Source organism: Rhizobium sp. CF142 (assembly GCF_000281145.1).
Classification (GTDB): domain Bacteria; phylum Pseudomonadota; class Alphaproteobacteria; order Rhizobiales; family Rhizobiaceae; genus Rhizobium.
This window is the reverse complement of sequence record NZ_AJWE01000124.1, coordinates 1-26,862: the sequence shown is the minus strand read 5'-3', so window position 1 is coordinate 26,862 and position 26,862 is coordinate 1. Positions and strand designations below refer to the sequence as shown.

The 26,862-nt window shown below is 61.1% G+C and carries 20 protein-coding genes; 13 read left to right on the top strand and 7 right to left on the bottom strand.

The window, feature by feature from the left end; genetic code table 11:
- Nucleotides 1-170 precede the first annotated feature (170 nt).
- The 7 genes from PMI11_RS31080 (at nucleotide 171) to PMI11_RS31050 (ending at nucleotide 10,604) form a co-directional block, all read left to right on the top strand.
- Nucleotides 171-422, top strand: a complete 252-nt coding sequence (locus PMI11_RS31080; protein WP_007825406.1) for an acyl carrier protein — start codon at nucleotides 171-173, stop codon at nucleotides 420-422.
- A complete protein-coding gene (locus PMI11_RS31075) occupies nucleotides 422-1,603 on the top strand; it encodes an acyl-CoA dehydrogenase family protein (RefSeq protein WP_007825405.1) in 1,182 nt (393 codons plus the stop codon). Before PMI11_RS31080 ends, PMI11_RS31075 begins: the two co-directional genes overlap by 1 nt.
- A gap of 4 nt (nucleotides 1,604-1,607) precedes the next feature.
- A complete protein-coding gene (locus PMI11_RS31070; protein ID WP_037072536.1) occupies nucleotides 1,608-2,516 on the top strand; it encodes an amino acid--[acyl-carrier-protein] ligase in 909 nt (302 codons plus the stop codon).
- Entirely contained in the window at nucleotides 2,507-3,487 is a 981-nt protein-coding gene (locus tag PMI11_RS31065; protein ID WP_193385637.1) for a DUF1839 family protein, read from the top strand. Before PMI11_RS31070 ends, PMI11_RS31065 begins: the two co-directional genes overlap by 10 nt.
- A gap of 16 nt (nucleotides 3,488-3,503) precedes the next feature.
- On the top strand, nucleotides 3,504-5,978 hold the full coding sequence (locus PMI11_RS31060) for a glycosyl hydrolase 2 galactose-binding domain-containing protein (RefSeq protein WP_007825401.1): 2,475 nt from the start codon (nucleotides 3,504-3,506) through the stop codon (nucleotides 5,976-5,978).
- A gap of 46 nt (nucleotides 5,979-6,024) precedes the next feature.
- The gene (locus PMI11_RS31055) at nucleotides 6,025-7,203 is read left to right on the top strand and encodes a glycosyltransferase family 4 protein (protein ID WP_037072541.1); all 1,179 of its coding nucleotides are present in this window, start codon (nucleotides 6,025-6,027) and stop codon (nucleotides 7,201-7,203) included.
- Between the two features lie 89 nt (nucleotides 7,204-7,292).
- Nucleotides 7,293-10,604 carry an oligosaccharide flippase family protein gene (locus tag PMI11_RS31050; protein WP_007825398.1) on the top strand — a complete coding sequence of 1,104 codons (3,312 nt, stop codon included), beginning with the start codon at nucleotides 7,293-7,295 and terminating at the stop codon, nucleotides 10,602-10,604.
- A gap of 54 nt (nucleotides 10,605-10,658) precedes the next feature.
- On the opposite strand, the gene PMI11_RS31045 is transcribed toward PMI11_RS31050, so the two are convergent.
- The 3 genes from PMI11_RS31045 to PMI11_RS31035 all read right to left on the bottom strand — a co-directional run bounded on the left by PMI11_RS31045 (nucleotide 10,659) and on the right by PMI11_RS31035 (nucleotide 13,145).
- Nucleotides 10,659-11,825 (bottom strand): glycosyltransferase family 4 protein, encoded by a 1,167-nt coding sequence (locus tag PMI11_RS31045; RefSeq protein WP_007825396.1) that lies wholly within the window; start codon nucleotides 11,823-11,825, stop codon nucleotides 10,659-10,661.
- Nucleotides 11,826-11,928: 103 nt separating this feature from the next.
- Nucleotides 11,929-12,165 (bottom strand): Lrp/AsnC ligand binding domain-containing protein, encoded by a 237-nt coding sequence (locus tag PMI11_RS31040; protein ID WP_007825394.1) that lies wholly within the window; start codon nucleotides 12,163-12,165, stop codon nucleotides 11,929-11,931.
- Between the two features lie 71 nt (nucleotides 12,166-12,236).
- Nucleotides 12,237-13,145, bottom strand: coding sequence for a LysR substrate-binding domain-containing protein (locus tag PMI11_RS31035; protein WP_037072535.1), 909 nt, complete (start codon nucleotides 13,143-13,145; stop codon nucleotides 12,237-12,239).
- 103 nt (nucleotides 13,146-13,248) lie between these two features.
- Between PMI11_RS31035 and PMI11_RS31030 the strand changes: the two genes are divergently transcribed.
- The 6 genes from PMI11_RS31030 (at nucleotide 13,249) to PMI11_RS31005 (ending at nucleotide 21,559) form a co-directional block, all read left to right on the top strand.
- Nucleotides 13,249-14,655 (top strand): 2-oxoadipate dioxygenase/decarboxylase HglS, encoded by a 1,407-nt coding sequence (locus tag PMI11_RS31030; protein WP_007825392.1) that lies wholly within the window; start codon nucleotides 13,249-13,251, stop codon nucleotides 14,653-14,655.
- 69 nt (nucleotides 14,656-14,724) lie between these two features.
- On the top strand, nucleotides 14,725-16,008 hold the full coding sequence (locus PMI11_RS31025) for an NAD(P)/FAD-dependent oxidoreductase (protein ID WP_007825391.1): 1,284 nt from the start codon (nucleotides 14,725-14,727) through the stop codon (nucleotides 16,006-16,008).
- A 25-nt stretch (nucleotides 16,009-16,033) separates the two neighbouring features.
- Entirely contained in the window at nucleotides 16,034-17,572 is a 1,539-nt protein-coding gene (locus PMI11_RS31020) for an L-piperidine-6-carboxylate dehydrogenase (RefSeq protein ID WP_007825390.1), read from the top strand.
- 205 nt (nucleotides 17,573-17,777) lie between these two features.
- On the top strand, nucleotides 17,778-18,803 hold the full coding sequence (locus tag PMI11_RS31015) for an iron ABC transporter substrate-binding protein (protein ID WP_007825389.1): 1,026 nt from the start codon (nucleotides 17,778-17,780) through the stop codon (nucleotides 18,801-18,803).
- 63 nt (nucleotides 18,804-18,866) lie between these two features.
- Nucleotides 18,867-20,525, top strand: coding sequence for an ABC transporter permease (locus tag PMI11_RS31010; protein WP_007825387.1), 1,659 nt, complete (start codon nucleotides 18,867-18,869; stop codon nucleotides 20,523-20,525).
- A complete protein-coding gene (locus tag PMI11_RS31005) occupies nucleotides 20,522-21,559 on the top strand; it encodes an ABC transporter ATP-binding protein (protein ID WP_007825386.1) in 1,038 nt (345 codons plus the stop codon). Before PMI11_RS31010 ends, PMI11_RS31005 begins: the two co-directional genes overlap by 4 nt.
- Before the next feature lie 2 nt (nucleotides 21,560-21,561).
- Here PMI11_RS31005 and PMI11_RS31000 read toward each other — a convergent pair whose 3' ends face one another.
- The 4 genes from PMI11_RS31000 to PMI11_RS30985 all read right to left on the bottom strand — a co-directional run.
- The gene (locus PMI11_RS31000) at nucleotides 21,562-22,893 is read right to left on the bottom strand and encodes a glucoamylase family protein (RefSeq protein ID WP_007825384.1); all 1,332 of its coding nucleotides are present in this window, start codon (nucleotides 22,891-22,893) and stop codon (nucleotides 21,562-21,564) included.
- A 256-nt stretch (nucleotides 22,894-23,149) separates the two neighbouring features.
- Nucleotides 23,150-24,988, bottom strand: a complete 1,839-nt coding sequence (locus PMI11_RS30995; protein ID WP_007825382.1) for an ABC transporter ATP-binding protein — start codon at nucleotides 24,986-24,988, stop codon at nucleotides 23,150-23,152.
- A 53-nt stretch (nucleotides 24,989-25,041) separates the two neighbouring features.
- A complete protein-coding gene (locus PMI11_RS30990; RefSeq protein ID WP_007825378.1) occupies nucleotides 25,042-25,797 on the bottom strand; it encodes a DUF1028 domain-containing protein in 756 nt (251 codons plus the stop codon).
- 2 nt (nucleotides 25,798-25,799) lie between these two features.
- Nucleotides 25,800-26,862: gamma-glutamyltransferase family protein (locus PMI11_RS30985; protein WP_007825377.1), on the bottom strand; the 1,063-nt coding region annotated here is incomplete at its 5' end.

Here is a 26,862-nt window from a genome sequence, read left to right as displayed (position 1 = left end):
GAATGAAGTATTAGGCCTCAAGCGGGCATGATTTATAAAATGCAAAGTATGAGTGATAGTCATATTTAACTAATTACATTAGCGGAATTTTCTGTTTTCCGCACTAAAAGCACTACCATGAAAAGGCGATGAATGCCGGCTCAGGATCATGAAAATCTGGAGTTAATGGGATGAACAAGACAATCCGCGACCTCGTAGCCAAGTTCGGTAAGCTTCCTGTTCCGGTTGATCAGGTTGCCGACGATGCGGATCTCTACGCTGCGGGTCTGACGTCCTTCGCCTCGGTGCAGCTCATGCTTGGCATCGAAGAGGCGTTCGACATTGAATTTCCGGATAATCTCCTGAACCGCAAGTCCTTCGCCAGCATCTCGGCGATCACCAAGACGGTCGATCTCATCCAGGATAGCCGAAAGGTCGCCTGATGAACTTCCCGGTCAAGATCACGGAAGACAGCCTTGTCGCAAGGGCTGTCCGCGTCGCCGAAATTGCGGCAAAACATGCGGATGCCGTCGATTTCGAGGGCCGGTTCCCGCAGGAAGCCGTCAACGCGATGAAGGCCGAGCGCCTGCTCGGCATCCAGATCCCCCGCCATCTCGGTGGCGAGGCCGCTTCCATCACCCAGATCGCCGAATTGTGCTCGATGCTCGGCCAGGCCTGCGCGGCAAGCGCGATGGTCTTTGCCATGCACCAGATCAAGCTTTCGAGCCTCGTCGAACACGGCGTTGACAGCGAATGGCACAGCGCCTTCATGCGCCGCATCGTCGCCGAACAGCTCCTGATCGCTTCCGCCACCACCGAAGGTGGGATCGGCGGCAATCTGCGCAACAGCATCTGCGCCATCGAAATCGACGGCGATATCTGCAGGCTGCAAAAGGATGCGACCGTCATTTCCTATGGCTCGCATGCCGATGCCATCCTCATCACCTCGCGCAGCCATCCGCAGGCCGCTTCTTCCGATCAGATACTGACTGCCTTCCTCAGGGATCAGTATGCGCTCGAAAAGACGCATGCCTGGAACACGCTCGGCATGCGCGGTACCTGCTCCGACGGCTTCCTGTTCAAGGGTGAAGCGCCGGCCGCACAGATCCTGCCGAAGCCCTTCGCTGAAATCGCTGCTCAGTCGATGCTCGCCTCCTCGCACCTGCTCTGGAGCGGTGTCTGGTATGGTATCGCGGTCGATGCCGTTTCCCGTGCCCAGGCCTTCGTGCGTGCCGCTGCCCGGAAGTCTCCCGATGCCACTCCGCCCGGCGCGCTTCGCCTCGCGGAGGTTTCCAACCTTCTGCAGATGGTGAAGTCGAACGTTGTTGCCGGCCTGAAGGCCTATGAGGATGCCAAGGTTGACGGCGACAAGCTCTCCTCGATGGGTTTTGCGGTAGCGATGAACAACGTCAAGATCGCCTCTTCGGAAACGATCCTGGAAATCGTCAATCATACCATGCTGATCTGCGGCATCATGGGCTACAAGAACGGTACGCCCTTCAGCCTCGGACGCCATCTGCGCGATGCCCATTCCGCACAGCTCATGATTTCGAACGACCGCATCCTCGGCAATACGTCGAGCATGCTTCTTGTCCATAAGCAGGACACTAGCCTACTGGGGTAAAGCCATGGATATGCAGACCTCGTTTCTGGACCGGCTCTTCGAGTCCGGTCTGCTGATCGATACCGGCGTTGACGGTCTTTACGGCCGCAGCGGCCAGTTCGAAGACGTCATTGCCGCCTTTGAACGGCTGATCGACAAGTTCGGCGGCGGCGATTGCGCCGAGGCGATGCGTTTTCCGCCCGGCATGAACCGTGCGCTCTTCGAAAAGAGCGGCTACATGAAGAGCTTTCCGCAGCTTGCCGGCACGGTGCACAGCTTCTGCGGTGCCGAACTCGACCATATGAGCCTGCTGCAGTGCATGGAAGTCGGCGAGGACTGGACCAAGGACCAGAAGGCGACCGACATCGTGCTGACGCCGGCCGCTTGCTATCCGCTCTATCCGACGGTTGCCAAGCGCGGCAACCTGCCGACCAAGGGCGGTCTCTTCGACCTGCAGTCCTACTGCTTCCGCCACGAGCCTTCCAAGGATCCGGCCCGCCAGCAGCTTTTCCGTATGCGCGAATATGTCTGCATGGGAACGGAGCAGCATGTGACCGATTTCCGCCAGAGCTGGATGGATCGCGGCGTCGAGATGATGAAGCAGGTCGGCCTCGACGTGACGATCGACGTTGCCAACGATCCGTTCTTCGGCCGCGCCGGCAAGATGATGGTCAACAACCAGCGCGACCAGAATCTGAAGTTCGAGCTCCTGATCCCGATCACGTCGTCGGCAAACCCGACAGCCTGCATGAGCTTCAACTACCATCAGGACTCGTTCGGCGTGAAATGGGGCCTGAACCTTGAAGACGGCAGCGTGGCCCACACCGCCTGCGTCGGCTTCGGGCTGGAGCGCATTGCGCTCGCGCTCTTCCATCACCACGGCCTCGACGTGAAGGAATGGCCTGCAAACGTGCGGAAAGTGCTGTGGGGCTGAGCGGCGCGATGACATCGGTCTTTGCGGGTGTCGATCCCGATACCTACAAGCCGCATGCGCTGCATTCCGGTGAGCGCATGTGGCCGGAGACCAATTGCTACATCGATCTCTGGATCGAGGTGCTCTCGACATTCGGCGTTGCGCCGGAGGCGATGCTCGGTTTCACGCTGACGCAGGATTTCGAGGGCGACCAGTTCACCTTCTTCAAGGTGCCGCTGGAGGATCTCGAAGCGCTCTACAGCATTCGCGCCACCGAGCTTGCGATCTACGACCGCGTCGAGCGGCATATCGAAGTGCAGATCGCCCGCGGGCGGCTCTGCCTTATCGAGATGGATTCCTTCTACATGCCGGATACGCGCGGCACCGCCTATCGGCAGGAACATGGCAAGACGACGGTTGCGATCAACCGCCTGGACTTTGCCGGAAAGCATGTCGACTACTTCCATAATGCCGGCTATTTCCGCATCGAGGGCGAGGATTTTGACGGGCTGTTCCAGTCCCATCTGACGGATGAGGATGCGCCGTTCCTGCCCTATACGGAATTCGCCAAGTTTCCGGAACGCCCTGTTGGCGAAGCACATCTGCGCGAGGTTTCGCGTCGGCTCCTGGGCTTCCATTTCCATCGCCGCCCGAGCGCCAATCCGATCCGCGCTTTTGCCGAGGTCTTTCCGTTGCAGGTCGAGGCAGTAGCCGATCGGCCCTTCGGTTTCTTCCACAAATATGCCTTCAACACGCTGCGGCAGGTGGGTGCGAATTTCGAACTCGCAGCCGATCATCTGACCTGGCTTTCAGCCGGCGAGTTTGGTGTTGCGGCCGAAGAGGCGCACCGTATCTCGGAAGTGGCGAAGTCGGTTCAGTTCCAGCTTGCCCGCGCCGTCACCCGCCGCAAGTTCGAGCCTTTGAAAGCGGCACTTGATCCGGCAGCCGATGCATGGGATTCGATGATGGCATCGCTCGTGCAGCGAGTCTGAAGCCGGAGATCTGACCATGCGGGGGCGGTTGGCAAGCATCGGGGCTGAGGAAAGCTTGCTTTCCGAAGGGTGGAATCTGGTTCTGACCGAGCCTGGCGCCTGCGCGACACCCCACGACATCCATCTTTCGGCGCAGTTCATTCCTGCACCTGTTCCCGGCACCGTTGCAGCGGCGCTCGAAAGAGCAGGGCTGTTCGACCGGGAAAATCCACAGCCGCTGAACACCAAGGACGCCTGGTACCTGACCCGCCTCTTCGATACGGAGCCGGGTGAGGCGATCCTGCGTTTTGAGGGGCTGGCGACGATCTGCCATGTTTTTCTCAACGGCCAGGAAATCCTCTTTTCCGAGAGCATGTTCACTGCGCACGAAATGCCGGTTACGCTGACAGGCGGTGATGAACTGGCGCTCTGCTTCCGGGCGCTTGGCCCTCGTCTGTCGGAGCCCGGGCCGCGTGCTCGCTGGCGACCGCAGATGATTACGCCTCAAGGGCTGAAGAATGTCCGCAACACGCTGCTCGGGCATATGCCCGGCTGGTGTCCGGAGATCCATGCCGTTGGGCCGTGGCGGCAGATTTCGCTCGTGCGCCGGGGCGTGGCCTCGGTCGATCATGTTTCGGTGCGCGCGGTGTTGGAGGAAAACGGCGCGGGGCGACTCAGCGTTTCGCTTTATACCGCTGGCGAAGAGCCGGTGATGCTATTGCGTTGCGCCGGCGCCGAGCAGGGTTTCGAGAAGATCGGCGATCGGCATTATTCGGCGATTCTCAAGCTTTCCGACATCGAGGCGTGGTGGCCGCATACACATGGTGTGCCGCATCTCTATGATGTGACGCTGGTTATCGATGGCGAAGAACATTCGCTGGGCAAAGCCGGCTTTCGTCGTATCGAGGTTGAGCATGGCGCTGATGGCAATGATTTCGCGCTTGTCATAAACGGCGAGCAGGTCTTCTGCCGCGGCGCGGTCTGGACAACGGCCGATATCGCACGGCTGCCTGGCGAGCGGGCCGATTACGAGCCCTTCCTGCGGCTTGCTGCCGAGGCTGGCATGAACATGATCCGCATCGGCGGTACCATGGCCTATGAAACGCCTGACTTTTTCGCGCTCTGCGATGTGCTCGGGCTGATGGTCTGGCAAGACTTCATGTTCGCCAATTTCGACTATCCGAAGAATGACAAGGCTTTTATCGGCCATGTACATGCCGAGGTGGAAGAGTTTCTGCATGGCGTACAGCTCTCGCCCTCGCTTGCCGTGCTCTGCGGCGGCAGCGAAATCCACCAGCAGGCGGCGATGTTCGGTCTGCCCCCGGATTTCTGGAGCGGGCCGATCACCGACGAGATCATCCCGGCGATCTGCCAGCGCATGCGGCCGGATGTGCCCTATGTGCCGAATTCGCCCTATGGCGGGGCGATGCCCTTTTCGCCCAACGCCGGCGTGACGCATTATTACGGCGTCGGCGCCTATATGCGGCCACTCGAGGATGCGCGCCGCGCCGAGGTGCGCTTTGCGGCCGAAAGCCTCGCCTTTGCCCATGTGCCGCAGCAGCGGACCTTGCAACGGCATCTCGACGTGCCCCCAGTTCACAGTCCGCTCTGGAAAGAGCGGGTGCCGCGCGACCGCGGTGCTTCCTGGGATTTCGAGGATATCAGAGATTTCTATCTCGGGCTTCTCTACGATCTCGATGCGGCCATGCTCCGTCGAGAAGACCCCGAGCGTTATCTCGATCTTTCGCGCGCTGTGACGAGCGAGGTGCTGGAGGAGACTTTTGCCGAATGGCGACGCAAGGGATCGTCCTGTAATGGCGCGCTCGTCTGGACCCTGCAGGATCTGTTGCCAGGTCCCGGCTGGGGCGTGATCGACTCAACCGGCGAGCCGAAGCCTGTCTGGCATGCAATGCGCCGCGCCTTCCGTCCGGTGCAGGCGGTTTTTACGGACGAGGGGACGAACGGCCTCTATGTCCACGTCATCAACGAAACGGATAAGGTGGTCGCTGTCGAACTCGATGTCGCCTGCCTGCGCGAGGGGCGCCAGCAGGTCGCGAGCGGCAGCAAGGCTTTCAATCTCGACCCGAGAAGCGTGGAGCGTATCGCTTGCACCGATCTCTTCGGCGGCTTCTTCGATGCGACCTATGCCTTCCGTTTTGGTGCGCCGTCGCATGACGTCAGCGTTGCCTGGCTGCGGTCGACGATGGACGGAGCGTTGCTCGCACAGGCTTTCCATTTTCCGCGCGGCCGAGCCAAAGCCTTCCACGACGCGACGATCGAGGCATCTTTCATGCGTGAGGGCGATGATTGGTTCATCACGCTTGCGACCGACAGGCTGGCCCAATCTGTCCATATCGATGTCGAAGGCTACCGGGCGGAAGAGGACTGGTTCCATCTGGCACCGGGCCCTGCCAAGCGAGTGAAGCTCATCGCCGCTGCGGGCACTGATGGCGATGCATTGCCGGCAGGCGAAATCAGGAGCGTCGGCGCCGCGCGCCGTTTCGCGCTTTAAGGGCTAGGGAGCGGTCATGACCATCAGAGTGCAGGCGGAAGAGGCTCTGCGGGGCGTCTATCGGAGCGTGCGCGGGCATCTACTGCAGCGGCTTATCGTCAAATCGCGGCTTGCCTTCAATCCGCGCCGGCCGGTTGAGATTGTCGGCTATCTGTCGATGGCGGCGGGTGTAGGCGAATCCGCGCGACTTTGCGTTGGTGCGCTTTCGCGGGCGGGCCGTGAGATCATGCTGGCTGATGTCAGCACGCATCCGGATGAAGGCAAGCTGGTGGGGTGGGCATCTACACAGGTTTCCGACGGCCAGCCGGGAAGCCGCATATGGCATCTCAATCCGCCCATGCTGCCGCGCGCGATCCTGAAGAAAGGCCTCGGGAATTTCACTCGTGCCTTCAACATCGGCTATTGGGCCTGGGAGCTTGAAGTGGTGCCGGCGGAATGGCGCAATGCCATGCACTATATGAGCGCCGTCTTCGTTCCCTCTGAATTCACCAGGCGAGCAATCGCGCCGCATACGACTGCACCCGTCATTGTCGTGCCGCACCCTGTTACCGAGCGGCCGGCGGCTGACGGTATCAGGCAGAAATTCGGAATTGCCGAGGATGCTTTCCTCGTATCGTTCATCTTCAGTGCCGGCTCCTCGATCAACCGCAAGAACCCGCAGGCGGTGATCGAAGCCTTCAGGCTCTTCAGCGCCGAATGCCCCAATGCCTTCCTGCTGATGAAGGCGAGCGGCAACCCGGCCAGGGACGAGACGCTTCGGGCACTGATGCAGTCCGTGGAAGGCGACCGCAACATCCGGATCGTTACCGACAATCTGGCGAGTTCGGAGATCAACGGCATTATCCGCGATTCCAATGCCTATCTTTCGCTGCACCGCTCGGAGGGCTTCGGCCTGACGGTGGCTGAAGCGATCATGCACCGCACGCCCGTCATCTCGACAGGATGGTCGGGCACGGCCGATTTCTGTGATCCCGACAATACCTGGCTGGTCGAGCCGTCGCTCATTCCCGTCGTCGACAGCCATCCGGAATTTGCCGATCTCAAGAATGCCGTCTGGGCCGATCCCTCGCCAGTGGCCGCGGCAGCGCATCTGAAGAGCATCTATTCCGATTCTGATGGTGCGAGGCGAAAAGCGGAGGGGGCTCGGACCTATCTGATGCGCCATCTTGCCGAGCACAGTTATGACAAGGCGCTTTCGAGGCTTTCGACGATGCAGGCAAGCTAAGCTGAGTGCCTCACTCCCCTTTATTTTAACGTTTCCAATTTAGAGATGGCTTGTTTTCGGCCGCGATGCGGCTTCTAGCGGATGGACGGATGTCGAAGGGCATTATTGCAAACTCGGTGATGAATGCGGCGGCTGGCATGCTGCTTCTGGTGACGGGATTCGTATCCTCGATCATAACCGCACGCCTGCTCGGCCCCGAGGCCAACGGTATCGTCGCCTTTTCGCTCTGGCTCGTTGTCACAGGGGCCTCGATTGCTGAGCTCGGCTCCAGCATCACGCTTCTGAAGACGCTGCCGCAGCTTTCGGCGCAGGGCTACAGTTTCGAGCAACGTAGGGGATTTGCCTCGATCCTGGTCACCTTCATGGTCTGCTCCACGTTGGTGCTGCTGGGGCTCTATGCCCTGTTCTTCCTGACATCGGAGGAAATGCACTGGGCTGATACCGCGCCGTCGGTGGCGCTTGTGACAGGCATTCTCTTCTTCGTCCAGGCGATTGGCTCCTTCGTCAAATTCTACCTCATCGGCGAAAAGCGGCTTGGCACCTTCTTTCAGCTGACGCTGATCGTCTCGGTCTTTCAGCTTGTGGGTGTGGCGGTCGGTGCCGTTTTTTATGGGGTGCTGGGCGTGCTCGTCGGCTATGCGCTCGGCCAGCTCGTGCTTTTCGTCGCTACCTTGCCGATCCTCTTTACCCGTCGTGACCGCTGCGGCGTCTCGCTCAAATATCTGGCGTCGTCGTCGGTCATCCTGTCTATGCAGTTCATCATCGATTCGATCTTCCTCAACCGCATTGAACTGCTCTTTCTGCAGCAGTTCTGGTCGGTGGAAATGGTCGGTTTCTATGCTGCCGGCCTGTCGATCGCCAATATCGCGCTGCAGCTTCCCATCCAGATGAGCGGCAGCCTGCTGCCCTATTATTCTGAACGGCGGCATGCCAGCGCCGACTCGAAATTCCCGGTCGAGGCCTTTGCCGCCGTCATCCGCAGCATGGCCTATATTGTGCTGCCGATGAGCCTCGGGCTTGCTGCGATCTCTACTGAACTTGTGCATGTGGTCTTCGGCGAAGCCTTCGACCGAAGCGGCGGAGTTGTCGCCCTGCTTGCGCTTGTCGCGCCTGCCTACACTCTCATGCAGGTTCTCAGCCTGTACCTGCTTTCAATCGACAAGGCCAATGTACGGTTGAAAATCAGTGTGATAGGTGGCCTCCTGATGGTAGTGGGTTGTTTACTCATCGTACCTAGTCTTGCCGCCGAGGGTGCCGCGCTTGTGCGCATAGCCGTATTTGTTGCGATGTCGGTAATGATGGTCAGGCAAACGGGATTCGGAACGCAGCTTTCGGGCCTTTATCTCAGCCTTACGAAGATTACTCTCGCGGCGGTATTTTGCGGCTGCGGTGCCATCACTGCACTTGAGCTCATCCAGGGTCCGATTGGTCTTGTCGCGGCGATCATCGCTGGCACATTTACTTATTTTGCTGCGTTGAAAGTCCTGCGCGCCGTTCCGGCCGAAGATATCCAGGTGCTGCGCTCGATCCTCGACAAGATGCCGGCGCTGCTGAAGGGACCGGCAAGGCGCGTGGTCAATTTCATCACCCCGCCGACCCGAGAAGGAGAAGCGAAGAAGCCGGTCAACGAAGAATTCTCGCGTGAACCAGCAGAAGGCGCCGGCCGTGCCGCTGCTCTTCCCTTTGTCTTCGATGGCACGATTGGTCTGTTCATGCCCGAAAAGCCTGATGTCGCAAGACGCTCGGCTGCCGTTCTCTTCGTCAGTCCTTGGGGTTTCGAAGAAATGTGCACGCGGAAATTCTACCGCGTCGCGGCAGAGCATTTTTCCGATATCGGCGTACCGAGCCTGCGTTTCGACTATACGGGCACCGGTGACGCACTCGATTTCGGAAATCAGACGCCGAGCCTGGAAATCTGGAGGAGCTCCATCCGCGCGGCCGCTGTAAAGTTGAAGGCGCTCAGTGGTTGCTCGCAGATCATCCTTGTCGGCCAGGGTCTCGGCGGCACTCTTGCTCATTTGACCGGCCATTCGATCGAGGGCGTCGACAGTGTTGTGCTGCTTGCGCCTATTCTGAGCGGCAGGGGGCATCTGCGTGAAATCAACATGTGGTCGCGGATCATCCATGCCGACCTCGGTCTCGGCAAGGAGCATGCGCCGAGCGCCCAGGTGCAGATCGCCGGTCTGACCTTGCCCGACGCAATTGCTGCGGAAATCGGCAAGCTCAATATCAGTTCACCGCAGGACCTGGCGGCGCCGAATTACCTCATCCTCGAACGCCCGGTTCGGGTTGACGATACGGCCTTCGCCGACGCCTTGAAGGCGCTCGGTGGCAATGTCGAACAACGTGTTTTCGAAGGTTATGACGAGCTGGTCACGAACCCGCTCTTTGCCAAGACGCCGATGGCAGTCATCGCGCTGCTCAGCGAATGGCTTGTTGAGACGACATCGCTTGAAGCGTCTGCCGCCCGCTCCCCGCAGACAGTCGAAAACCAGCCGCTCGCAGGTGATGGTTTTGAGGAAATTCCGGTGCGTTTCGGATCCTTTCAGCATCTCATCGGTGTCGTCAGTCGGCCGCAGGGCGAGATCAAGGGCAATGCCGTGCTCTTCATGTCAACGGCCTATGACCGGCATGCCGGTTGGGGCCGTACCACTGTCGATATGGCGCGCGAGCTTGCTCGCCAGGGTGTCGTTTCGCTGCGTTTCGATTCCGCTAATGTCGGCGACAGCGTTCCCCGCCCGGATGCGCCGGAACAGGTTCTCTATTCGGCGACACAGACGGAAGACGCGCTCGCCTCGCTGGATCTCCTGGAAAGCTTTGTCGCCGGACCGATCATGGTCGCGGGTCGCTGCAGCGGCGGTTATGTGGCCCTGCGCGCGGGCATCGAGGATGAGCGTCTGAAGGCGATCGTTTCCATCAATCCCTTCGTCTACTACTGGGATCCCGAGATGCCGGTGCGGCGCGAGCATGTCGTCTCTGTTCCGCGCAGCGTCGACGACTACGGTCAGCGGATGATGCGGCTCGACACGGTCAAGCGGCTGTTTCGCGGCGAGGTCGATGTCTTTGCGGCCCTGCAGAATATCTTCATCGCGATCGGCCGCCGGCTCTCACCACGCATCGCGCCGCTTGTCGAGCTCATTCCGGGCCGCCGTCATATCGCGCGGCAAGTGCGCCAGTCCTTTGCGGCGCTCGGCAAGCGCAAGGTGCCGCTGACGCTGATCTACAGCGAAGGCGATGTCGGTCTCGACCACATGTATTTCCACTTCGGCCCGCGCGGGCACAAGTTTACCCGGCACCCGAATGTGCGGGTGGTGATGCTGCAGGATGCTGATCACAACCTAACGCCGCCGGAATCGCGCAAGCTGGTGCTGGACGAGATCGCACGGCTTGCGAAGGCATGAGAATTTGCTGATCTGTTAGAGCAATTCCGGGATTCGAAGAAAAACGGAAATGCTCTAGGCGGTAATGCCGATCGACCGGTAGAGGTCGATATAGCGTTCGGCGACCGCATCCCACGAATAAGCGTGCGCTGCCTGAACAAGGCTCTCCCGCAGCGCTGCACCCTCGGCGCTTACTTTCCGATAGGCTTCCTCGATCGCGTCAGCGGCCCGATCCGGCTTCATGAAGTCGGCGAGAATGATCTCCTCGTGCCGCCCGGCAAGTATCCGGTAAGCCTCATTGGAGTTCAGAACCGGCTGTAGGCCGGCGCTCATCGCTTCCAGCGCGACGAGGCCGAAGCCTTCATATTCCGAGGCGGAAGCGAAGAGGGATGCTTTTGCGATGAACTCGCGGATCGATTGATTATCCGGCGAAATAGTCAGGGTGACGGCTGCGTCCAGCGACCTTGCCGTGATCTCGCGCCTGAGATTGGCGGCGTTGAGATCGGATTCGGCGCCGATGATATCGAGACGCCAGTCGGGATTGCGTTTGACGAGCGCTGCCGTTGCATCCAGCAGCAGATCGAGCCGCTTGTTTACCGAGAAGCGCCCGATAGTGACGACGCGCCGTTCAGGCGTGCGCGAGGCAGCGTCGGCAAATTTGCCGATATCGGCGCCATTCTCGATGGTAATGCCATCGGGGACGATCTGGATAAACTGGCTGAGATCGGATGCGCTGCAGCAGATAACGCGGCGATAAGCGAGCGCCGAGCGCCGTGTCAGCGTCCTGAACCAGACCTTCTTGATAACAAGGAATTTCTTCGTGTGAAAGAAGCCGCCATGTGTCGTGACGACCATGGGCTTGCGGTGCAGGAACCTGCCCCAGGCTAGCGCATCGAAGAAGAAGTCGATTGCATGGACATGGATAAGGTCGGCATCGCCGATATGACGGAACACCTGCGGCGCCAGCGGATAGCGGCTGCTGCCCGACCAGGGGATGCGCACGATCTCGATGCCGTCGATGGTTTCGCGCGCCGGTAGCTTGTTTTCAGATGCCGTAAAGAGGGAATCGAGTGTGACGACGCGAACGCGGTATCCGCGTTTCAGGGTCTGGCGGGCGAGATTGGCGACCACATCTTCCAGGCCGCCGCGGTTCGGCAGAAACTGGCGTACGACGTGCACGATGAGAGGCGCAGCAATAAGCTGCGGCCTTTTCTTGACGGTCTCTGTCATGGAGACGGACATTTCCCACCTATTCTCTGTGGGAATGACCAGCCATGCCGGCCGTTAAGGTGCGGTATATGAAGATGCGCCCCGATCGGCTTTATTAACAAAAGGGTTAACCGGTTCAAAACGCCTTGAAGGTCAATGTCGTCAGCGAACGGACGATGCCGGGGATGTTGGCAATATTGTCGTTGATGAACTTGCCGATATCCTGGCCTTCTTCGATATAGACCTTGAGCAGCAGGTCGTAATTGCCGCTGGTCGAATAGAGCTCCGAGACCAGTTCGGTCTTGTAGATGGCGTCGGCGACCTCGTAGGTCTTGCCTGGGGCACACTGGAGCTGGACGAAGATCGGCTTCATGGGAATTTCCTGCATCGAATTCTGATGGCGCGCATAATGGTCGAAACCGCTGCTGCGATGCAAGCCGTTCCTTACGTCTCCTGACTCGAATGGGCTTCGGAGACAATCCAGTCGCGGAAGGCGGCGAGCGGCGCGTAATCGGCGCGTTCCGGCGGAAAAGCGAGATAGTAGCGTTCGCGGCTTTCCATCTCACGGTCGACGGCGGCGATGAGATCGCCGCGCTTCAGTTCTTCCTGGATGAGGAAAGTCGGCAGCAGGGCGACACCGAGGCCGGCGATCGCCGCCTGCGCTGCCGTCGCAAACTGGTCGAACAGCATGCCGTGCACGCTTTCGAAGGTGACGCCGTTGTCGGTAAACCAGCGTTCCCAGGCGTCGGGCCGGGTTGTCAGATGCAAGAGGGGCACTGTCAGCAGGTCTTCCGCGCGGGAGATCGCGTTGCGTTTGAGGAAATCCGGGCTGCAGGCGGGCAGCGTGCGTTCCGACATCAGGAAGGCGAGCTCCGCGCCCGGCCAGTGCGGGTGGCCGAAGTGGATGGCGGCATCGATGGAATCGAGCCGAAAATCGAAGGAGGAGAGCCGGGTCACGAGGTTGATCGTGACGCCCGGATTAGTGGCAAGGAAGCGGCCGAGGCGCGGCGCCAGCCAGCGCGTGCCGAAGGTCGGCAGAATGGCGAGGTTCAGCGTGCCGCCATGCGGGTTGGCGCGGAGGTTCAGCGAGGCGCTGGAGATGCGCCGTAATGCCTCGCGGATCTCCCGCGCGTAGGCGTCTCCGGCAAGAGTAAGTCGCACGGTCTGGCGTTCGCGCAGGAAAAGCTCGACGCCGAGTTGCTCCTCCAGCGCCTTGATCTGGCGGCTGACAGCGCTCTGCGTCAGGTCGAGTTCGCGGGCAGCTGACGTGACGCTGCCGGTGCGGGCGACCGCCTCGAAGGCGGCGAGATGCGAGATCGACGGCAAAAAACGTCTTGGTGAGAGCATAATCATTCCATTTCAGAATGAACTATTTCTGAAACGTCTATATTCACGGCTTCGGCGGCCTTGTAAAGAACTCCATCCTGCAAAATCGGAATGAACGCGGAGTTTCCTCATGCCCGGCGCTTTCGTCTCCACGGATCGCATCCGTTCGCTTTTCACCGAAGCCATGTCGCAGATGTACCGGATGGAAGTGCCGCAATACGGGACGCTGATCGAGCTTGTGGGGGAGGTCAACGCCGAAGTCCTCGCGCGAGACCAGGAACTCAGCGAGCGGCTTCGGCGTGCGGGCGAACTTGAGCGCATCGATGTCGAGCGCCATGGCGCGATCCGCCTCGGAACCGCCGAAGAGCTGTTCACCATCCGCCGACTCTTTGCCGTCATGGGCATGCAGTCGGTCGGTTACTACGATCTTTCGGTCGCCGGCGTTCCAGTCCATTCCACCTGCTTTCGGCCGGTCGATGAGGCGGCGCTGAACGTCAACCCGTTCCGTGTCTTCACCTCGCTGTTGCGCCTGGAACTGATCGAAGATGAAGAGCTGCGCGCGGAAGCCGCCGCGATTCTGGCCAGGCGGTGCATCTATACGCCGCGCGCCATTGCCCTCATCGAGCAGCATGAAAAGGCCGGCGGGCTGACGGACGCGGAGGCAGCGGAATTCGTTGCCGAGGCGTTGGAAACCTTCCGCTGGCACGGCGAGGCGACGGTCAGCGCCGGGACCTACAAGCGTCTGCATGACGCTCACCGCCTCATTGCCGATGTGGTCAGCTTCAAGGGGCCGCATATCAACCATCTGACGCCGCGCACGCTCGATATTGATGAAGTGCAACGGCGCATGCCGGAGCGCGGTATCACGCCCAAGGCCGTCATCGAAGGTCCGCCGCGGCGCAATTGCGATATCCTGCTGCGGCAGACGAGCTTCAAGGCTCTGGAAGAGCCGATTGCTTTTACCGGCGAGGCCGGGACGACATCAGGCACGCATACGGCCCGCTTCGGCGAGATCGAACAGCGCGGCGTGGCGCTGACGGCCAAGGGCCGGGCGCTCTATGATCGGCTGCTTGCTTCGGTGCGCGGCGAAGTGCAGGTCGGCGCATCCGGCGCCAAGGCCGGCGACTACGATGCCGAGCTTGCCGAGCGGTTCAAAGCGCTGCCGGACAGCTGGGACGAACTGCGGCGCGAGGGGCTTGCCTTCTTCCACTATTCGGCGACGCCAGAAGGTATTGCGGCCAAGGGACAGCTGCCCTCCGATCCGGACGCGTTGATTGCCAGGGGCTATCTGCGGTTCGATCCCATTATCTACGAGGATTTCCTGCCCGTCAGCGCGGCCGGTATCTTCCAGTCGAACCTCGGCACGGACCAGCAGCAGAATTATGCAACACGCTCGAACCGGGATGCCTTCGAGGAGGCGCTCGGCGCGAAGGTCCAGGACGAGCTCGCGCTCTATGCCGAGCGACAGGCTGCCTCGCTCGACATGGCCATGGAAAAGCTCTGCCTTTCCGGCCTTAAGCTGAAGACAGTCGCCTGATATTTGGCCGCTTCCGCAAGGGCGGAGGCGGCGCTAGAGTGCCGATTTCGATCCTGACTGGACTGTCCGATGTTCAATGATCCGCGCTCCCACGGCCTGTGGGAAAAGACTGCTCCCCAGCCGCCCGTCACCTCTGTGCTGGAGGGCGCCACCGAGGCCGATGTCGTCGTCGTCGGCGGGGGCTATACGGGCCTTTCCTCCGGCCTGCATCTGGCCGAGGCCGGGTCGCGGGTCGTGCTCCTGGAGGCGAAGGAGATCGGTTTCGGCGGTGCGGGTCGCAATGTCGGCCTCATCAATGCCGGCATGTGGGTCATGCCTGATGACCTGCCCGGTGTGCTCGGCCCGGTCTATGGCGAACGCTTGCTTGATCTGCTTGGCAATGCGCCGCAGCTGGTCATGGCGCTGATCGAAAAGCACGGCATTGCTTGCGAGCTGGAGAAACAAGGCACTCTGCATTGCGCCGTCGGTCCCGATGGGTTGAAGGAAGTCGCGGAGCGCTACAAACAATGGTCGGCGCGCGGCGCGCCCGTGGCGTTGCTCGATGCGGATGAGACGGCAAAACGCATCGGCACGAATGTCTATGCCGGGTCGCTGCTCGACATGCGGGCCGGCACGCTGCAGCCACTTGCCTATGCGCGCGGGCTTGCCCATGCGGCGCAGAAGGCGGGTGTCGTGTTGCATACGGCAAGCCCCGTTATCGCGACCGAGCGGCAGGGCAGCCGCTGGCTGGTAAAGACAGAACGCGGGCAGGTGAGCGCTGAGTGGATTATCGTGGCGACGGATGCCTACAGCACCGGCCCTTGGGAGCAGGTGCGCAACGAGCAGGTGTTTCTGCCCTATTTCAATTTCGCGACCGTGCCGCTCGGCCACAATCTGCGTCAGTCGATCCTGCCCAATCGCGAAGGCGTATGGGATACGAAGGAGATTCTTTCCTCCTTCCGCATGGATCAGGCCGGGCGGCTTGTCTTCGGCAGTGTCGGGGCGTTGCGCAACACCGGTCTTTCCGTACACAAGGGCTGGGCCAAGCGCTCGCTGAAGCGGCTCTTCCCCGAGATCGGTGATATCGAATTCGAATGTGAATGGTACGGCCAGATCGGCATGACCGACAATGCACTGCCGCGCTTCCACAAATTCGCTCCCAATGTCATCGGCTTTTCGGGCTATAATGGCCGCGGGATTGCGCCCGGTACAGTGTTCGGCCGTACTTTGGCGGAGCATATTCTTGGCCGGATGGGCGAAGCGGATCTGCCTTTGCCACTGACCGATCCTCGCGAGCCAAGCTTCCGCACGCTTAGGGAATTATGGTACGAAGCCGGCGCTCAGGTCGCCCATTTCGCCGATGCCCGTTTCTGAGAACAACAAGACTGGAACCAAGACAATGACCATCGCCGTCCTCGATCTCGCCACCGAAACCGCCAAGCTGCTCGCCGATCTCGGCGTCGATGCCAAGAGCTATGCGGGCGGTACGCTGTCCGTCACTTCGCCGATCACCGGCAAGGAAATTGGCAAGCTCAGGGAACATTCCGTTGCCGACGCCAAGGCAGCGATCGACGCGGCGCACAAGGCTTTCCTTGAATGGCGGGCTGTTCCGGCGCCGAAGCGCGGCGAACTGGTCCGTCTTCTCGGTGAAGAGCTGCGTGCCTCCAAGGTTGCGCTCGGCCGGCTGGTCTCGATCGAAGTCGGCAAGATCACCTCCGAAGGCCTTGGCGAAGTGCAGGAAATGATCGACATCTGCGATTTCGCCGTCGGCCTTTCCCGCCAGCTCTATGGCCTGACGATCGCCACCGAGCGCGCCGAGCACCGGATGATGGAAAGCTGGCATCCGCTTGGCGCGATCGGCATCATCTCGGCGTTCAATTTCCCTGTGGCTGTCTGGTCGTGGAATGCAGCACTCGCCATCGTCTGCGGCAATTCCACGGTCTGGAAGCCTTCGGAAAAGACGCCGCTGACGGCGCTTGCCGTCCAGGCGCTGTTCGAGAAGGCGCTGAAGCGTTTTGTTGCCGAAGGCGGCAAGGCGCCGGCAAATCTCTCGACGCTCCTGATCGGCGGTCGCGAGGTTGGCGAAGTGCTGGTCGACCATCCGAAGATCCCGCTCGTTTCGGCCACCGGCTCCACGGCCATGGGCCGTGCCGTAGGTCCGCGCCTGTCGCAGCGCTTTGCCCGCGCAATCCTGGAGCTTGGCGGCAACAATGCCGCAATCGTCTGCCCGACGGCTGATCTTGATCTGACGCTGCGGGGCGTTGCCTTCGCGGCCATGGGCACGGCCGGCCAGCGCTGCACGACGCTGCGCCGTCTCTTCGTGCATGAGAGCGTCTACGACCAGCTCGTTCCGCGGCTGAAGAAGGCCTATGGTTCGGTGACGATCGGCAACCCGCTGGAAACGGGCACGTTGGTCGGCCCGCTGATTGACGGGCAGGCCTTTGACAAGATGCAGACGGCCCTCGGTCAGGCAAAGGCCGCCGGCGGCGCTATTGTCGGTGGTGAGCGCGTCGAGAACGGTTCGGCAGAAGCCTTCTATGTTCGTCCCGCACTCGTCGAAATGTCTGAGCAGACCGGCCCGGTCGAGCAGGAAACCTTCGCGCCGATCCTCTACGTCATCAAGTATAGCGATTTCGACGCTGTGCTGGAGCTGCACAACGCCGTGCCGCAGGGCCTGTCGTCCTCGATCTTCACAAACAATATGCGCGAAGCTGAGACCTTCCTGTCTTCGCGCGGTTCGGATTGCGGCATCGCCAATGTCAATATTGGTCCGTCCGGTGCTGAGATCGGCGGAGCCTTTGGCGGCGAGAAGGAGACAGGCGGCGGCCGTGAATCCGGTTCGGATGCCTGGAAGGCTTACATGCGACGCTCCACCAACACCGTCAATTACGGCAAGACCCTGCCGCTGGCGCAGGGCGTCAAGTTCGACGTCGAATAAGCTAACGCATTGGAATCTAAAAAGCGACGCCTCACCGGCGTCGCTTTTTTTGACGAAATCCGGATTTATTCCCCGCGAAGATGAAAGATTGAGTCAAGATAATGTGATGTTATTTTTGACCTCGAAACTTGAAGTAATCAGTCAACAAAAATATACGCCTGCCATCACCCTTGGGAGTTCGGGTGACATCGCCACGGAGGCCATCATGAAAATTGCTCTTAACCGTCTTTCCGGCGCGCTTGCGCTTGCCGCTTCACTTCTCGCGGCCACCGCACTCGCAGGCAGTGCCAATGCGCAGCAGTCCGAAGGCATCGTCGTCTACAATGCCCAGCACGAAAGCCTCGGCCGCGAATGGATCGATGCCTTCACCAAGGAGACCGGCATCAAGGTCACCATGCGCCAGGGCAGCGATATGCAGTTCGCCAATCAGATCATCCAGGAAGGCGATGCTTCGCCCGCCGACGTTTTCCTCACCGAAAACTCGCCGGCCATGACGCTGGTCGACGGCGCAGGCCTGTTCGCGCCGATCGAGAAGGACACGCTGGACCAGGTTCCGGAGCAGTATCGCCCGGTTGATGGCATGTGGACCGGCATTGCCGCGCGCACCACCGTCTTTGCCTATGACAAGACGAAGCTGACCGAAGACAAGCTGCCGAAGTCGATGCTCGACCTTCAGGATCCGGCCTGGAAGGGCCGCTGGGGTGCCGCTCCCGCCGGCGCAGACTTCCAGGCAATCGTTGCCGCCTTCCTGCAGTTGAAGGGTGAAGACGCTACCAAGACCTGGCTGAAGGGCCTCAAGGACAACGCCACCCCCTACAAGGGCAACAGCGTTGCCATGAAGGCCGTGAACGCTGGCGAAGTCGAAGGCGCAATCATCTATCACTATTACTGGTTCGGCGATCAGGCCAAGACCGGCGAGAACAGCAAGAATGTCGGCCTGCACTATTTCAAGAACCAGGATCCGGGTGCTTTCGTTTCCGTTTCGGGCGGCGGTATCCTGAAGTCCACGCAACACATGAAGGAAGCTCAGGCTTTCATCAAGTATCTCACCAGCAAGGCAGGTCAGACCGTGCTCAAGGACGGGGATTCCTTTGAATACGCCATCGGCAAGGATGCAGCCTCCAACGACAAGCTGGTACCGCTTGCCGACCTTAGTGCCCCAAAGGTCGAAGCCTCGACGCTCGACAGCAAGAAGGTCGTAGAGTTGATGACGGCCGCCGGCCTTATCTAACCTTTCTGCCGCAGTCTTCTTCCAGCCAAAACTATTGCTTTTGGCTCAAGAAAACCTTAGGGCATGACAAAATCCGGCAACCGCTCCTCAAAGGCGGTTGCCTTCCTTTTTCAGCGTGTGAAGGCATCGGCCTTGCTGCAGGACAATAGATTGCTCGCATCCGGCAACGAGGCGCCAAGGGCTTCGCGAATGGTTTTGCCGCGCTGGCGCATGCCGCACGCTTCCGTCGTTCTCCTCGCATCGATCGTAGCGATCTTCAGCCTCGTGCCGCTCGGCTTCATCGCCTGGGTGACCTATGATGTCGGCTGGGAAACGGTAAAAACGCTGGTCTTTCGCCCGCGCGTCGGCGAGCTTCTCGTCAATACGGTTCTTTTGGAATCGATCACCGTTCCGCTGTCTATCGCGCTTGCCGTCACACTTGCCTGGCTGACGGAGCGGACAGATATCCCGTTCGCACGGCTCTGGGCATGGCTGGCCATCGCCCCGCTTGCCGTGCCGGCCTTCGTGCATTCCTATGCCTGGGTGAGCCTGCTTCCAGGCATGCGCGGGTTGCAGAGCGGCGTATTCGTTTCGGTGCTTGCCTATTACCCGTTCCTCTATCTGCCGGTTGCCGCGGCACTGCGCCGGCTCGATCCGGCCATCGAGGATGCCGCTGCTTCGCTTGGCCTCGATCCGTGGCGGGTCTTCTTCCGCACGGTCCTGCCGCAGCTTCGCCTGGCCATCTGCGGTGGCTCGCTGCTGATCGCGTTGCACCTGCTGTCGGAATATGGTCTGTTCGTGATGATCCGCTTCGATACCTTTGCGACCGCGATCGTCGATCAGTTCCAGTCTTCCTACAACAGCCCGGCTTCCAACATGCTCGGCGGCGTGCTCGTCGCCTGCTGCCTGTTCCTGCTCGGCCTCGAGATCCTGCTGCGCGGCAATGAGCGATATGCCCGCGTTGGCTCCGGCTCAGCGCGCCCGGCAGACCGTCGCCGGCTCGGCTGGTTCGTCGTGCCCGCCGTGGCGCTGCCGATCGTCCTCGCAGCGCTGACGCTCGGCGTGCCGCTGATCACGCTCGGCCGTTGGCTCTATCTCGGTGGGCTCGGCATCTGGCGCATCGAGGTGGCGAGTGCCTTTGCACAGACGATCGTTCTCGCCGTCGCCGGTGGCGTGCTGACGACGATCGCTGCTGCCCCTATGGCCTGGCTCTCGGTGCGCGCGCCGGGCCGCCTCCAGCGCATCCTCGAAGCCTGCCACTATTATGTCGGTTCGCTGCCCGGTGTCGTCGTGGCGCTTGCGCTTGTCTCGATCACCGTCCGTCTCATCCTGCCGCTCTACCAGACCTTTGCAACGCTGCTCGTCGCCTATGTACTGCTCTTCCTGCCGCGCGCCATGGTCGGCCTGCGCGCCAGCATTGCGCAGGCGCCTGTCGAGCTGGAGCGGGCGGCAATGGGGCTTGGCCGCACGCCGGGACAGGCCGTGCGCCAGATAACCATGCGGCTCGCAGCGCCGGGGGCCGCCGCCAGCGTGGCGCTCGCAGCACTCGGCATCACCAATGAACTGACGGCGACGCTGATGTTGTCGCCAAACGGCGTCGATACGCTGGCGACGAAATTTTGGTCGATGACCAGCGAGATCGATTATGTCTCCGCAGCACCCTATGCCTTCATGATGGTCGTGCTGTCGCTGCCGCTCACCCTCATGCTCTATGCCCAATCGAAACGGACGGCCGGCCAATGACGCTGCTTACGATCGACGCTATCAGCAAGCGTTATGGGCCGGTTCAGGCCTTGAAGGATATCTCGCTTGAAGTGCAGGCGGGCAGCCGCACGGCGGTTGTCGGTCCCTCCGGTTCCGGCAAGACGACGCTGCTGCGCATCATTGCCGGCTTCGAACAGCCTGATGTCGGCCGGGTGACGCTCGATGGTGAGGTGCTCGCTGACGGGCCGGCGTGTGTTCCCGCCCACAAGCGCGGCATCGGCATCGTCTCGCAGGATGGCGCTCTCTTTCCGCACCTAAGTGTCGCAGAAAATATCGGTTTCGGTTTCGAGCGCGGCGCGCCGGATCGCGAAAAGCGAATTCGCGACCTTCTGGAAATGGTGGAGCTGGAAAACAGTATGCTGGATCGCCGCCCGCACCAGCTTTCGGGCGGCCAGCAGCAGCGTGTGGCGCTTGCCCGTGCGCTCGGCCGCCGGCCGCGCCTGATGCTGCTGGATGAGCCGTTTTCGGCCCTGGATACGGGCCTCCGTGAAAACATGCGAAAGGCCGTGGCCCGCGTGTTGCAGGCCGCCGGCATCACCGCCGTCCTCGTGACCCACGATCAGGGTGAGGCCCTGTCCTTTGCCGATCAGGTTGCGGTATTGCGCGAAGGGAGGCTTGTGCAGGCCGGCACGCCGCAGACGCTCTATCTCAAGCCGCGGGATCGCGAGACGGCGCTTTTCCTTGGCGATGCGGTGATGCTGCCGGCGATCATCAAGAATGGTTTTGCCGATTGTGCGCTCGGCAGCGTGCCGGTTGAGGGAGCCCATCAGGGCAAGGCGGAAATCATGCTGCGGCCGGAGCAGATCCGCGTCGTTGTCGGTGAGGACAACGCGAAATATGGCGGGCGTGTCGTGGATGTAGAATTCGGCGGCGCGACCTGCACGGTGGCGGTGTCGCTTGCCGCTGTCGCCCTGCCGCCGATCCTCATCAAGACATCGAGCGTGGCGTTGCCGGTGCGGGGCGATCTCGTTCGCCTCGATATCGCCGGCAAGGCGCACGTCTTTTCGCGATAAGTTCAGCCTGCCTTCAGAACCAGCTCCTGCGGCTCTTCGCCGGCCAGCCAGCCGCCGGTGAAGCCAGCGCGCTCGAGGCCGAGGCGGATGACCGGCGACTTGCGCATCAGCTTCCAGATGAAGTCTGAGCGGTCGTTCTCGATCGTCATGACGAGAAGGCCCTGGTCTATGGCCACGGTTCGGTCATCGACCCAACCCTCAGGCCGCTTGGTCTGGACTGTCGGGTTGAAGCCGCCAGGGAAGCCGCCTTCCAGGAGCAGGTTCGGATAGGTCGTCAGCAGCGCCTTGGTGCCGTCCAGGGCAGCCTGCCGGTCGTAGGGCAGGCAGCCGAGCGCTGCCCAGGGCGCGATCGTGCCGTCATCGGGGCCGAGCGGAGCACCGCGGGCAGCATAACCCAGTACTTTCGGGCTGCGGCCACCGCGCATGCGCCGCGTCGGCGGCGGGCCATCGCAAGCCGTGAAGCCCCAGATATCCTTGCTGTAGCCGACGAACTGGCCGGGATTGCGTTCCGCGTAGTCGCGCTGGACGTTGATGACGACCTGCGTGTTGCGGAAATAGTCCCAGTTCCGCTCGACCATCGGCTTGTCCTGGATGCCTCGGAAATCGATCCAGGCATGGGAGAAGAGATGGATGAAGAGCGGGCCGGCATAGAGATAGGGCTGCTCGTTGAAGATCATCCACGAATAGCTTGCCGTGAAGGCGTCATAACTCGATTGCGGGATCGGGTAGGTCGGTGATGCCAGCGCCAGTGTGTAGAGAATGATCGCTTCATCGAAGCCATGGTAGCGCCAGCGCAGAAAGCCCGAAGAGGGCTTCCAGCCCATCGAGATACAATCGCCCTTGTTCAGCGCCCAGCGCCAGTCGACGCGCTCATAGATGAATTTTGCGAGCGCGCGAATCTCGGTCTCGGTTTGATCCTCGCCGTCGAAATATTGCGCGGCGGTCAGGATACCGGCGACGAGCAGAGCAGTATCGATGGTCGAAAGCTCGCTGTTCCAGGCGCGGTTGCCGGTATCCACGTGCAGGAAGTGGTAGAAGAAACCGCGATGCCCGGTCGCGTGGCGTTCCGTGCCCTGCTTGGCGTTGGCGAAAAAATGCAGCGTGTTGAAGACGCGTTCGGCAGCTTCCGCGCGGCTGATCCAGCCGCGCTCGACGCCGACGGGATAGGAGGAAAGTCCGAAGCCGACCGCGGCGATGCTCGCCGGCACGCCGGGGATCGACGTATCCGGCACAAGGCCGTTTTCAGAATTAGAATATTTCAGGAAATATTTGAACGCTGAATGCTGCAGCCTATCGACTAGCGCGGCATCAATGTCTTCAATCCGTTGCAGCATGTGCTCCTGCCCAACTGTTCTATCGCCCCATGCTTCAACATGGTGGCTGCCCCCAGGCAAATCAAACCTTTTTGATTCGCAAGGATAAGAGAACACAAACGTCGCCGATTGGCGTTAATAATTCCCACTGAAATAATATCTGGAATAAATGATATAAGCGATGCAGCAAAAGGGATTAAACCGCACCCCCCGTATGTGGTCCGTTCCGTGCAATACCTACCATCCCTAAACTGTCCGTTGAGCCTCCTGGACTAGCTCAGGCAGCTTCCTCCGTCCGTACCATATGGCCTGCTACGACCTCACGGAACTGACGCTTCGGAGGCACGTAACCCACGGGACGGACGGGGCTTTTCAGTTCGTCGGTGCCGAGGTTGCGGCGGATGCCGCGGCGGGCGGGATCGGGCACCGGAACAGCCGCCATCAGCTTCCTGGTGTAGGGATGCTGCGGATTGCGGAAGAGCTCTTCGCGCGGGCCGATCTCGACGATCTCGCCGAGATACATGACCGCAACGCGGTGGCTGACGCGTTCGACCACCGCCATGTCGTGGGAGATGAAAAGGAAGGCGAGGTTGAGGCTCTGCTGCAAATCCATCAGCAGATTGCAGACCTGCGCCTTGATCGAAACGTCGAGGGCGGACACGCTTTCGTCCGCGACGATCACCTTCGGGTCGAGCGCAAGAGCGCGGGCGATGCAGATGCGCTGGCGCTGGCCGCCGGAAAATTCATGCGGGTAACGCTTCATCATGTCCGGCTTCAGGCCGACGCGTTCGAGCAGGTCGGCGGCCTTTTCGCGGGCCTGAGCACGGGTGCCGAGCCCGTGTTCGACAATGGGTTCGGCGACGGCAGCCCCTATCGTCATGCGCGGATTGAGGCTGGCGAAGGGGTCCTGGAAGATCATCTGGATGCTGCGGCGCATCTGACGCAGGCTGATCGCGTCGAGGTTCAGCACGTCATAGCCGTCAAGGCTGACAGAGCCGGCGTTCGGCTGCACCAGGCGTGTGATCGAACGTCCGGTGGTGGATTTGCCGCAGCCGGATTCGCCGACGAGCGACAGCGTCTCGCCCTGGAAAAGTTCGAAGGAAACGTCCTCGACCGCATGAATGGCGCCGGTCTTGCGGCCGAGGAGACCGCCGCGAATATCGAAGCGGGTGACGAGGTTCTTCACTTCGAGGATCGGCGTCTTTCGGCGGTCGACGGTTTCGGCCACTTCTACCGGCTCGCGGCGTTCGCCGGTCGCGGTGTCAATCACCGGGAAACGCAGCGGCCACTTGCGGCCATCCATCGAGCCGAGCCGCGGCACGGCAGAGAGCAGGGCGCGCGTATAGGGATGTTTGCCACGATTGAAGATATCGTCCGTCGTGCCGGTTTCGACCGCTTCGCCGCGATACATGACGATAGTGCGATCGGCGATCTCGGCGACGACGCCCATGTCATGGGTGATGAAGAGAACGGACATGCCTTCCTCTTCCTGCAGCACCTTGATGAGGTCGAGGATCTGGCCCTGGATGGTGACGTCGAGTGCGGTGGTCGGTTCGTCGGCGATCAGAAGCTTCGGCCTTGATGCGAGTGCCATGGCAATCATGACGCGCTGGCGCATGCCGCCGGAAAACTGGTGCGGATATTCATCGAAGCGGGATGCGGCGTTCGGAATGCGCACCTTTTCCAGGAGGCGGATTGTCTCGGCCCTTGCGTCAGCCTTGCTGATATCGCCGTGGCAGGTGAGCGCCTCGGAAATCTGCCGGCCGATGGTGAAGATCGGGTTCAGGCTGGTCATCGGTTCCTGAAAGATCATGGCGGCATCCTTGCCGCGCACGGAACGCATCTCCTTGTCGGAGAGGGAAAGGATATCGCGTCCATTGAGCGTGACGCTGCCTTCGACGTGGCTTGAGCCCTTGGCGAGCAGGCGCATGATGGAAAGCGAGGTGACGCTCTTGCCGGACCCGCTCTCGCCGACGATGGCGACCGTTTCTCCTGGCATGACATCGAAGGAGACATTGCGGACGACGGATCTCCACTCGCCGTCGGCGAGAAAAGAGGTTGTCAGGTTCCGGACGGAAAGAACCGGAGAGACGGATGCTGCAGGCTGATCACTCATATCGTTCCCTTATTCTTTTTGTGCCGGAGGCGGGTTCTTCTTCCGGAGAGGCTTCAGGTCTTCAAAGGCGTGGCGAAAGAGGCAGACGGCCGTCCTTCCGCAAGGCGCGCGGCTTCCAGCGCCGCGATCTTTTCATCGATCTCGCGCCTGTCAATCATTCCGTTCGGGTTGGCCTTGGTCGCCATGGTTTCGGCGACGTGCATGTAGCGCTCCTGTGCCACCACATAGAGCCGGCGCAGTTCGGCGAGCGGATCGGGATGATCGTCCGCGCGGATGCTGAGCCAGGGATAATCCTGATCGCGATGGACGAGGAGGGCGGCAGACTGCTTGCCACGCTTGTCGCCGCCGGCATCCTCGCCGGCCTGCATGGCTTCGAGCAGGCGCTCGATGAAGGGCTTATCCATCGCCTTCTTGTAGGTGGCAAGCGTCTGTGCGACCACATCAGGGCCAGCCAGCATATTGCCAGCGACGGAAACATTGTCGTCGATCAGATGACCGGCCCAATCGATGCATTTGGCGCCGGTAAAGGCGGCGTTGCGGCCGCGAGCATCGATCAGGTGAAGCTGGCGCTGGTCTCGGCCGGCATCACGGGCGGTCAGTTCGGCGATGATCTCATCCGGCGCCTTGCCGGTAGCAAGCAAAGCGAGCCCATCGCTACCATAGAGCGGGCTGACGAAAGCCTGCGTCGCGACTGCGCCGATGCCGCCGCGGATATGCGGCACTAGCCCGCCGACTGCAAAGAAGCGGGTGGCGACGGCAATGCCGAGATAACCTGTCTCAGGATCACGGGCGACGATGGACCAGGTCATGCTTATCTCCCGATCGCATAGGCCTGCATGAGGCGCGGCGTGGCAGCGGCACGCAACAGCCCGTCGGCATCGCGGCGGGCTGCCGTCAGGCGGCCGATGGTCCAAGGCTCGGCGACGGTGAGCTTGTGGCCGCGGGCACGCAAACTGTCGAGAACAGCAGTGCTGAAATTGCCTTCTACCATCAGACCGCCCGGTTCACGCGTGCGCGGATAGAAGGAGCCGGGGAAATGCGAGGTGTGGAAGAGCGGCTGGTCGATTGCCGCCTGCAGGTTCATCTTGTGGTGTACATAACGCAGGAAGAAGGAGAGCTGCCACTGTTCCTGCTGGTCGCCGCCAGGCGTGCCGAAGGCGAGCGTCGGGCGTCCTTCATAAAGGGCGAGCGAAGGCGTGAGCGTCGTGCGGGGGCGCTTGCCAGGAGCAAGCGATGTCGGCAGTCCGGGCTTCAGCCAGAACATCTGGGCGCGCGAATTCAGGCAGAAGCCGAGGCCCGGAATGATCGGCGAGGACTGCAGCCAGCCGCCCGAGGGGGTGACCGAGACCATATTGCCTTCCCGGTCGATGACGTCGATGTGGACGGTGTCGCCGCGCTTTTCCGTCAGATGCGCCATGGTCGGCTCGTAGACGGCACCGGTCTTGGAATCGGCGCCGAGCATCGCCATCGTCACATCATATTGCTGCTCGAAACCCGCCACCTTGCCGGGGCGAAGATCGAAGGAGGCTTCGCCCGTGATGAGCTTGCGGCGGCCGGCGGCGTAAGTGTCCGAGAGAAGATGGTCTAGTGGTATATCGGCGAAGTCAGGATCGCCGTAGTAAACCTCGCGGTCGGCGAAGGCGAGTTTCATGGCCTCGGTGACAGTATGGACGAAATCCGCTCCATCAGGCGCCATAGAGGCGATGTCCATATCCTTGAGGAGCGACAGCGTCTGTAGGAAGACAGGGCCTTGACCCCAGGGGCCGATCTTGGCAACCGTCCAGCCGTGATAGTCGTAGGTCTGCGGCTCTTCGATCGTTGCCGACCAGTTGGCCATGTCGTCCGCCGTCAGCACCGCCTTGTGGCGGCTGCCG

Bases quoted from the DNA above. Each gene is read 5' to 3' on its own strand.
- PMI11_RS31075 (WP_007825405.1), top strand. From the start codon at position 422: ATGAACTTCCCGGTCAAGATCACGGAAGACAGCCTTGTCGCAAGGGCT.
- PMI11_RS31020 (WP_007825390.1), top strand. From the start codon at position 16,034: ATGACCATCGCCGTCCTCGATCTCGCCACCGAAACCGCCAAGCTGCTC.
- PMI11_RS31030 (WP_007825392.1), top strand. From the start codon at position 13,249: ATGCCCGGCGCTTTCGTCTCCACGGATCGCATCCGTTCGCTTTTCACC.
- PMI11_RS31000 (WP_007825384.1), bottom strand. From the start codon at position 22,893: ATGCTGCAACGGATTGAAGACATTGATGCCGCGCTAGTCGATAGGCTG.
- PMI11_RS31035 (WP_037072535.1), bottom strand. From the start codon at position 13,145: ATGATTATGCTCTCACCAAGACGTTTTTTGCCGTCGATCTCGCATCTC.
- PMI11_RS31025 (WP_007825391.1), top strand. From the start codon at position 14,725: ATGTTCAATGATCCGCGCTCCCACGGCCTGTGGGAAAAGACTGCTCCC.
- PMI11_RS31005 (WP_007825386.1), top strand. From the start codon at position 20,522: ATGACGCTGCTTACGATCGACGCTATCAGCAAGCGTTATGGGCCGGTT.
- PMI11_RS31040 (WP_007825394.1), bottom strand. From the start codon at position 12,165: ATGAAGCCGATCTTCGTCCAGCTCCAGTGTGCCCCAGGCAAGACCTAC.
- PMI11_RS31070 (WP_037072536.1), top strand. From the start codon at position 1,608: ATGGATATGCAGACCTCGTTTCTGGACCGGCTCTTCGAGTCCGGTCTG.
- PMI11_RS31045 (WP_007825396.1), bottom strand. From the start codon at position 11,825: ATGTCCGTCTCCATGACAGAGACCGTCAAGAAAAGGCCGCAGCTTATT.
- PMI11_RS30995 (WP_007825382.1), bottom strand. From the start codon at position 24,988: ATGAGTGATCAGCCTGCAGCATCCGTCTCTCCGGTTCTTTCCGTCCGG.
- PMI11_RS30990 (WP_007825378.1), bottom strand. From the start codon at position 25,797: ATGACCTGGTCCATCGTCGCCCGTGATCCTGAGACAGGTTATCTCGGC.
- PMI11_RS31050 (WP_007825398.1), top strand. From the start codon at position 7,293: ATGTCGAAGGGCATTATTGCAAACTCGGTGATGAATGCGGCGGCTGGC.
- PMI11_RS31015 (WP_007825389.1), top strand. From the start codon at position 17,778: ATGAAAATTGCTCTTAACCGTCTTTCCGGCGCGCTTGCGCTTGCCGCT.
- PMI11_RS31080 (WP_007825406.1), top strand. From the start codon at position 171: ATGAACAAGACAATCCGCGACCTCGTAGCCAAGTTCGGTAAGCTTCCT.
- PMI11_RS31060 (WP_007825401.1), top strand. From the start codon at position 3,504: ATGCGGGGGCGGTTGGCAAGCATCGGGGCTGAGGAAAGCTTGCTTTCC.
- PMI11_RS31010 (WP_007825387.1), top strand. From the start codon at position 18,867: ATGACAAAATCCGGCAACCGCTCCTCAAAGGCGGTTGCCTTCCTTTTT.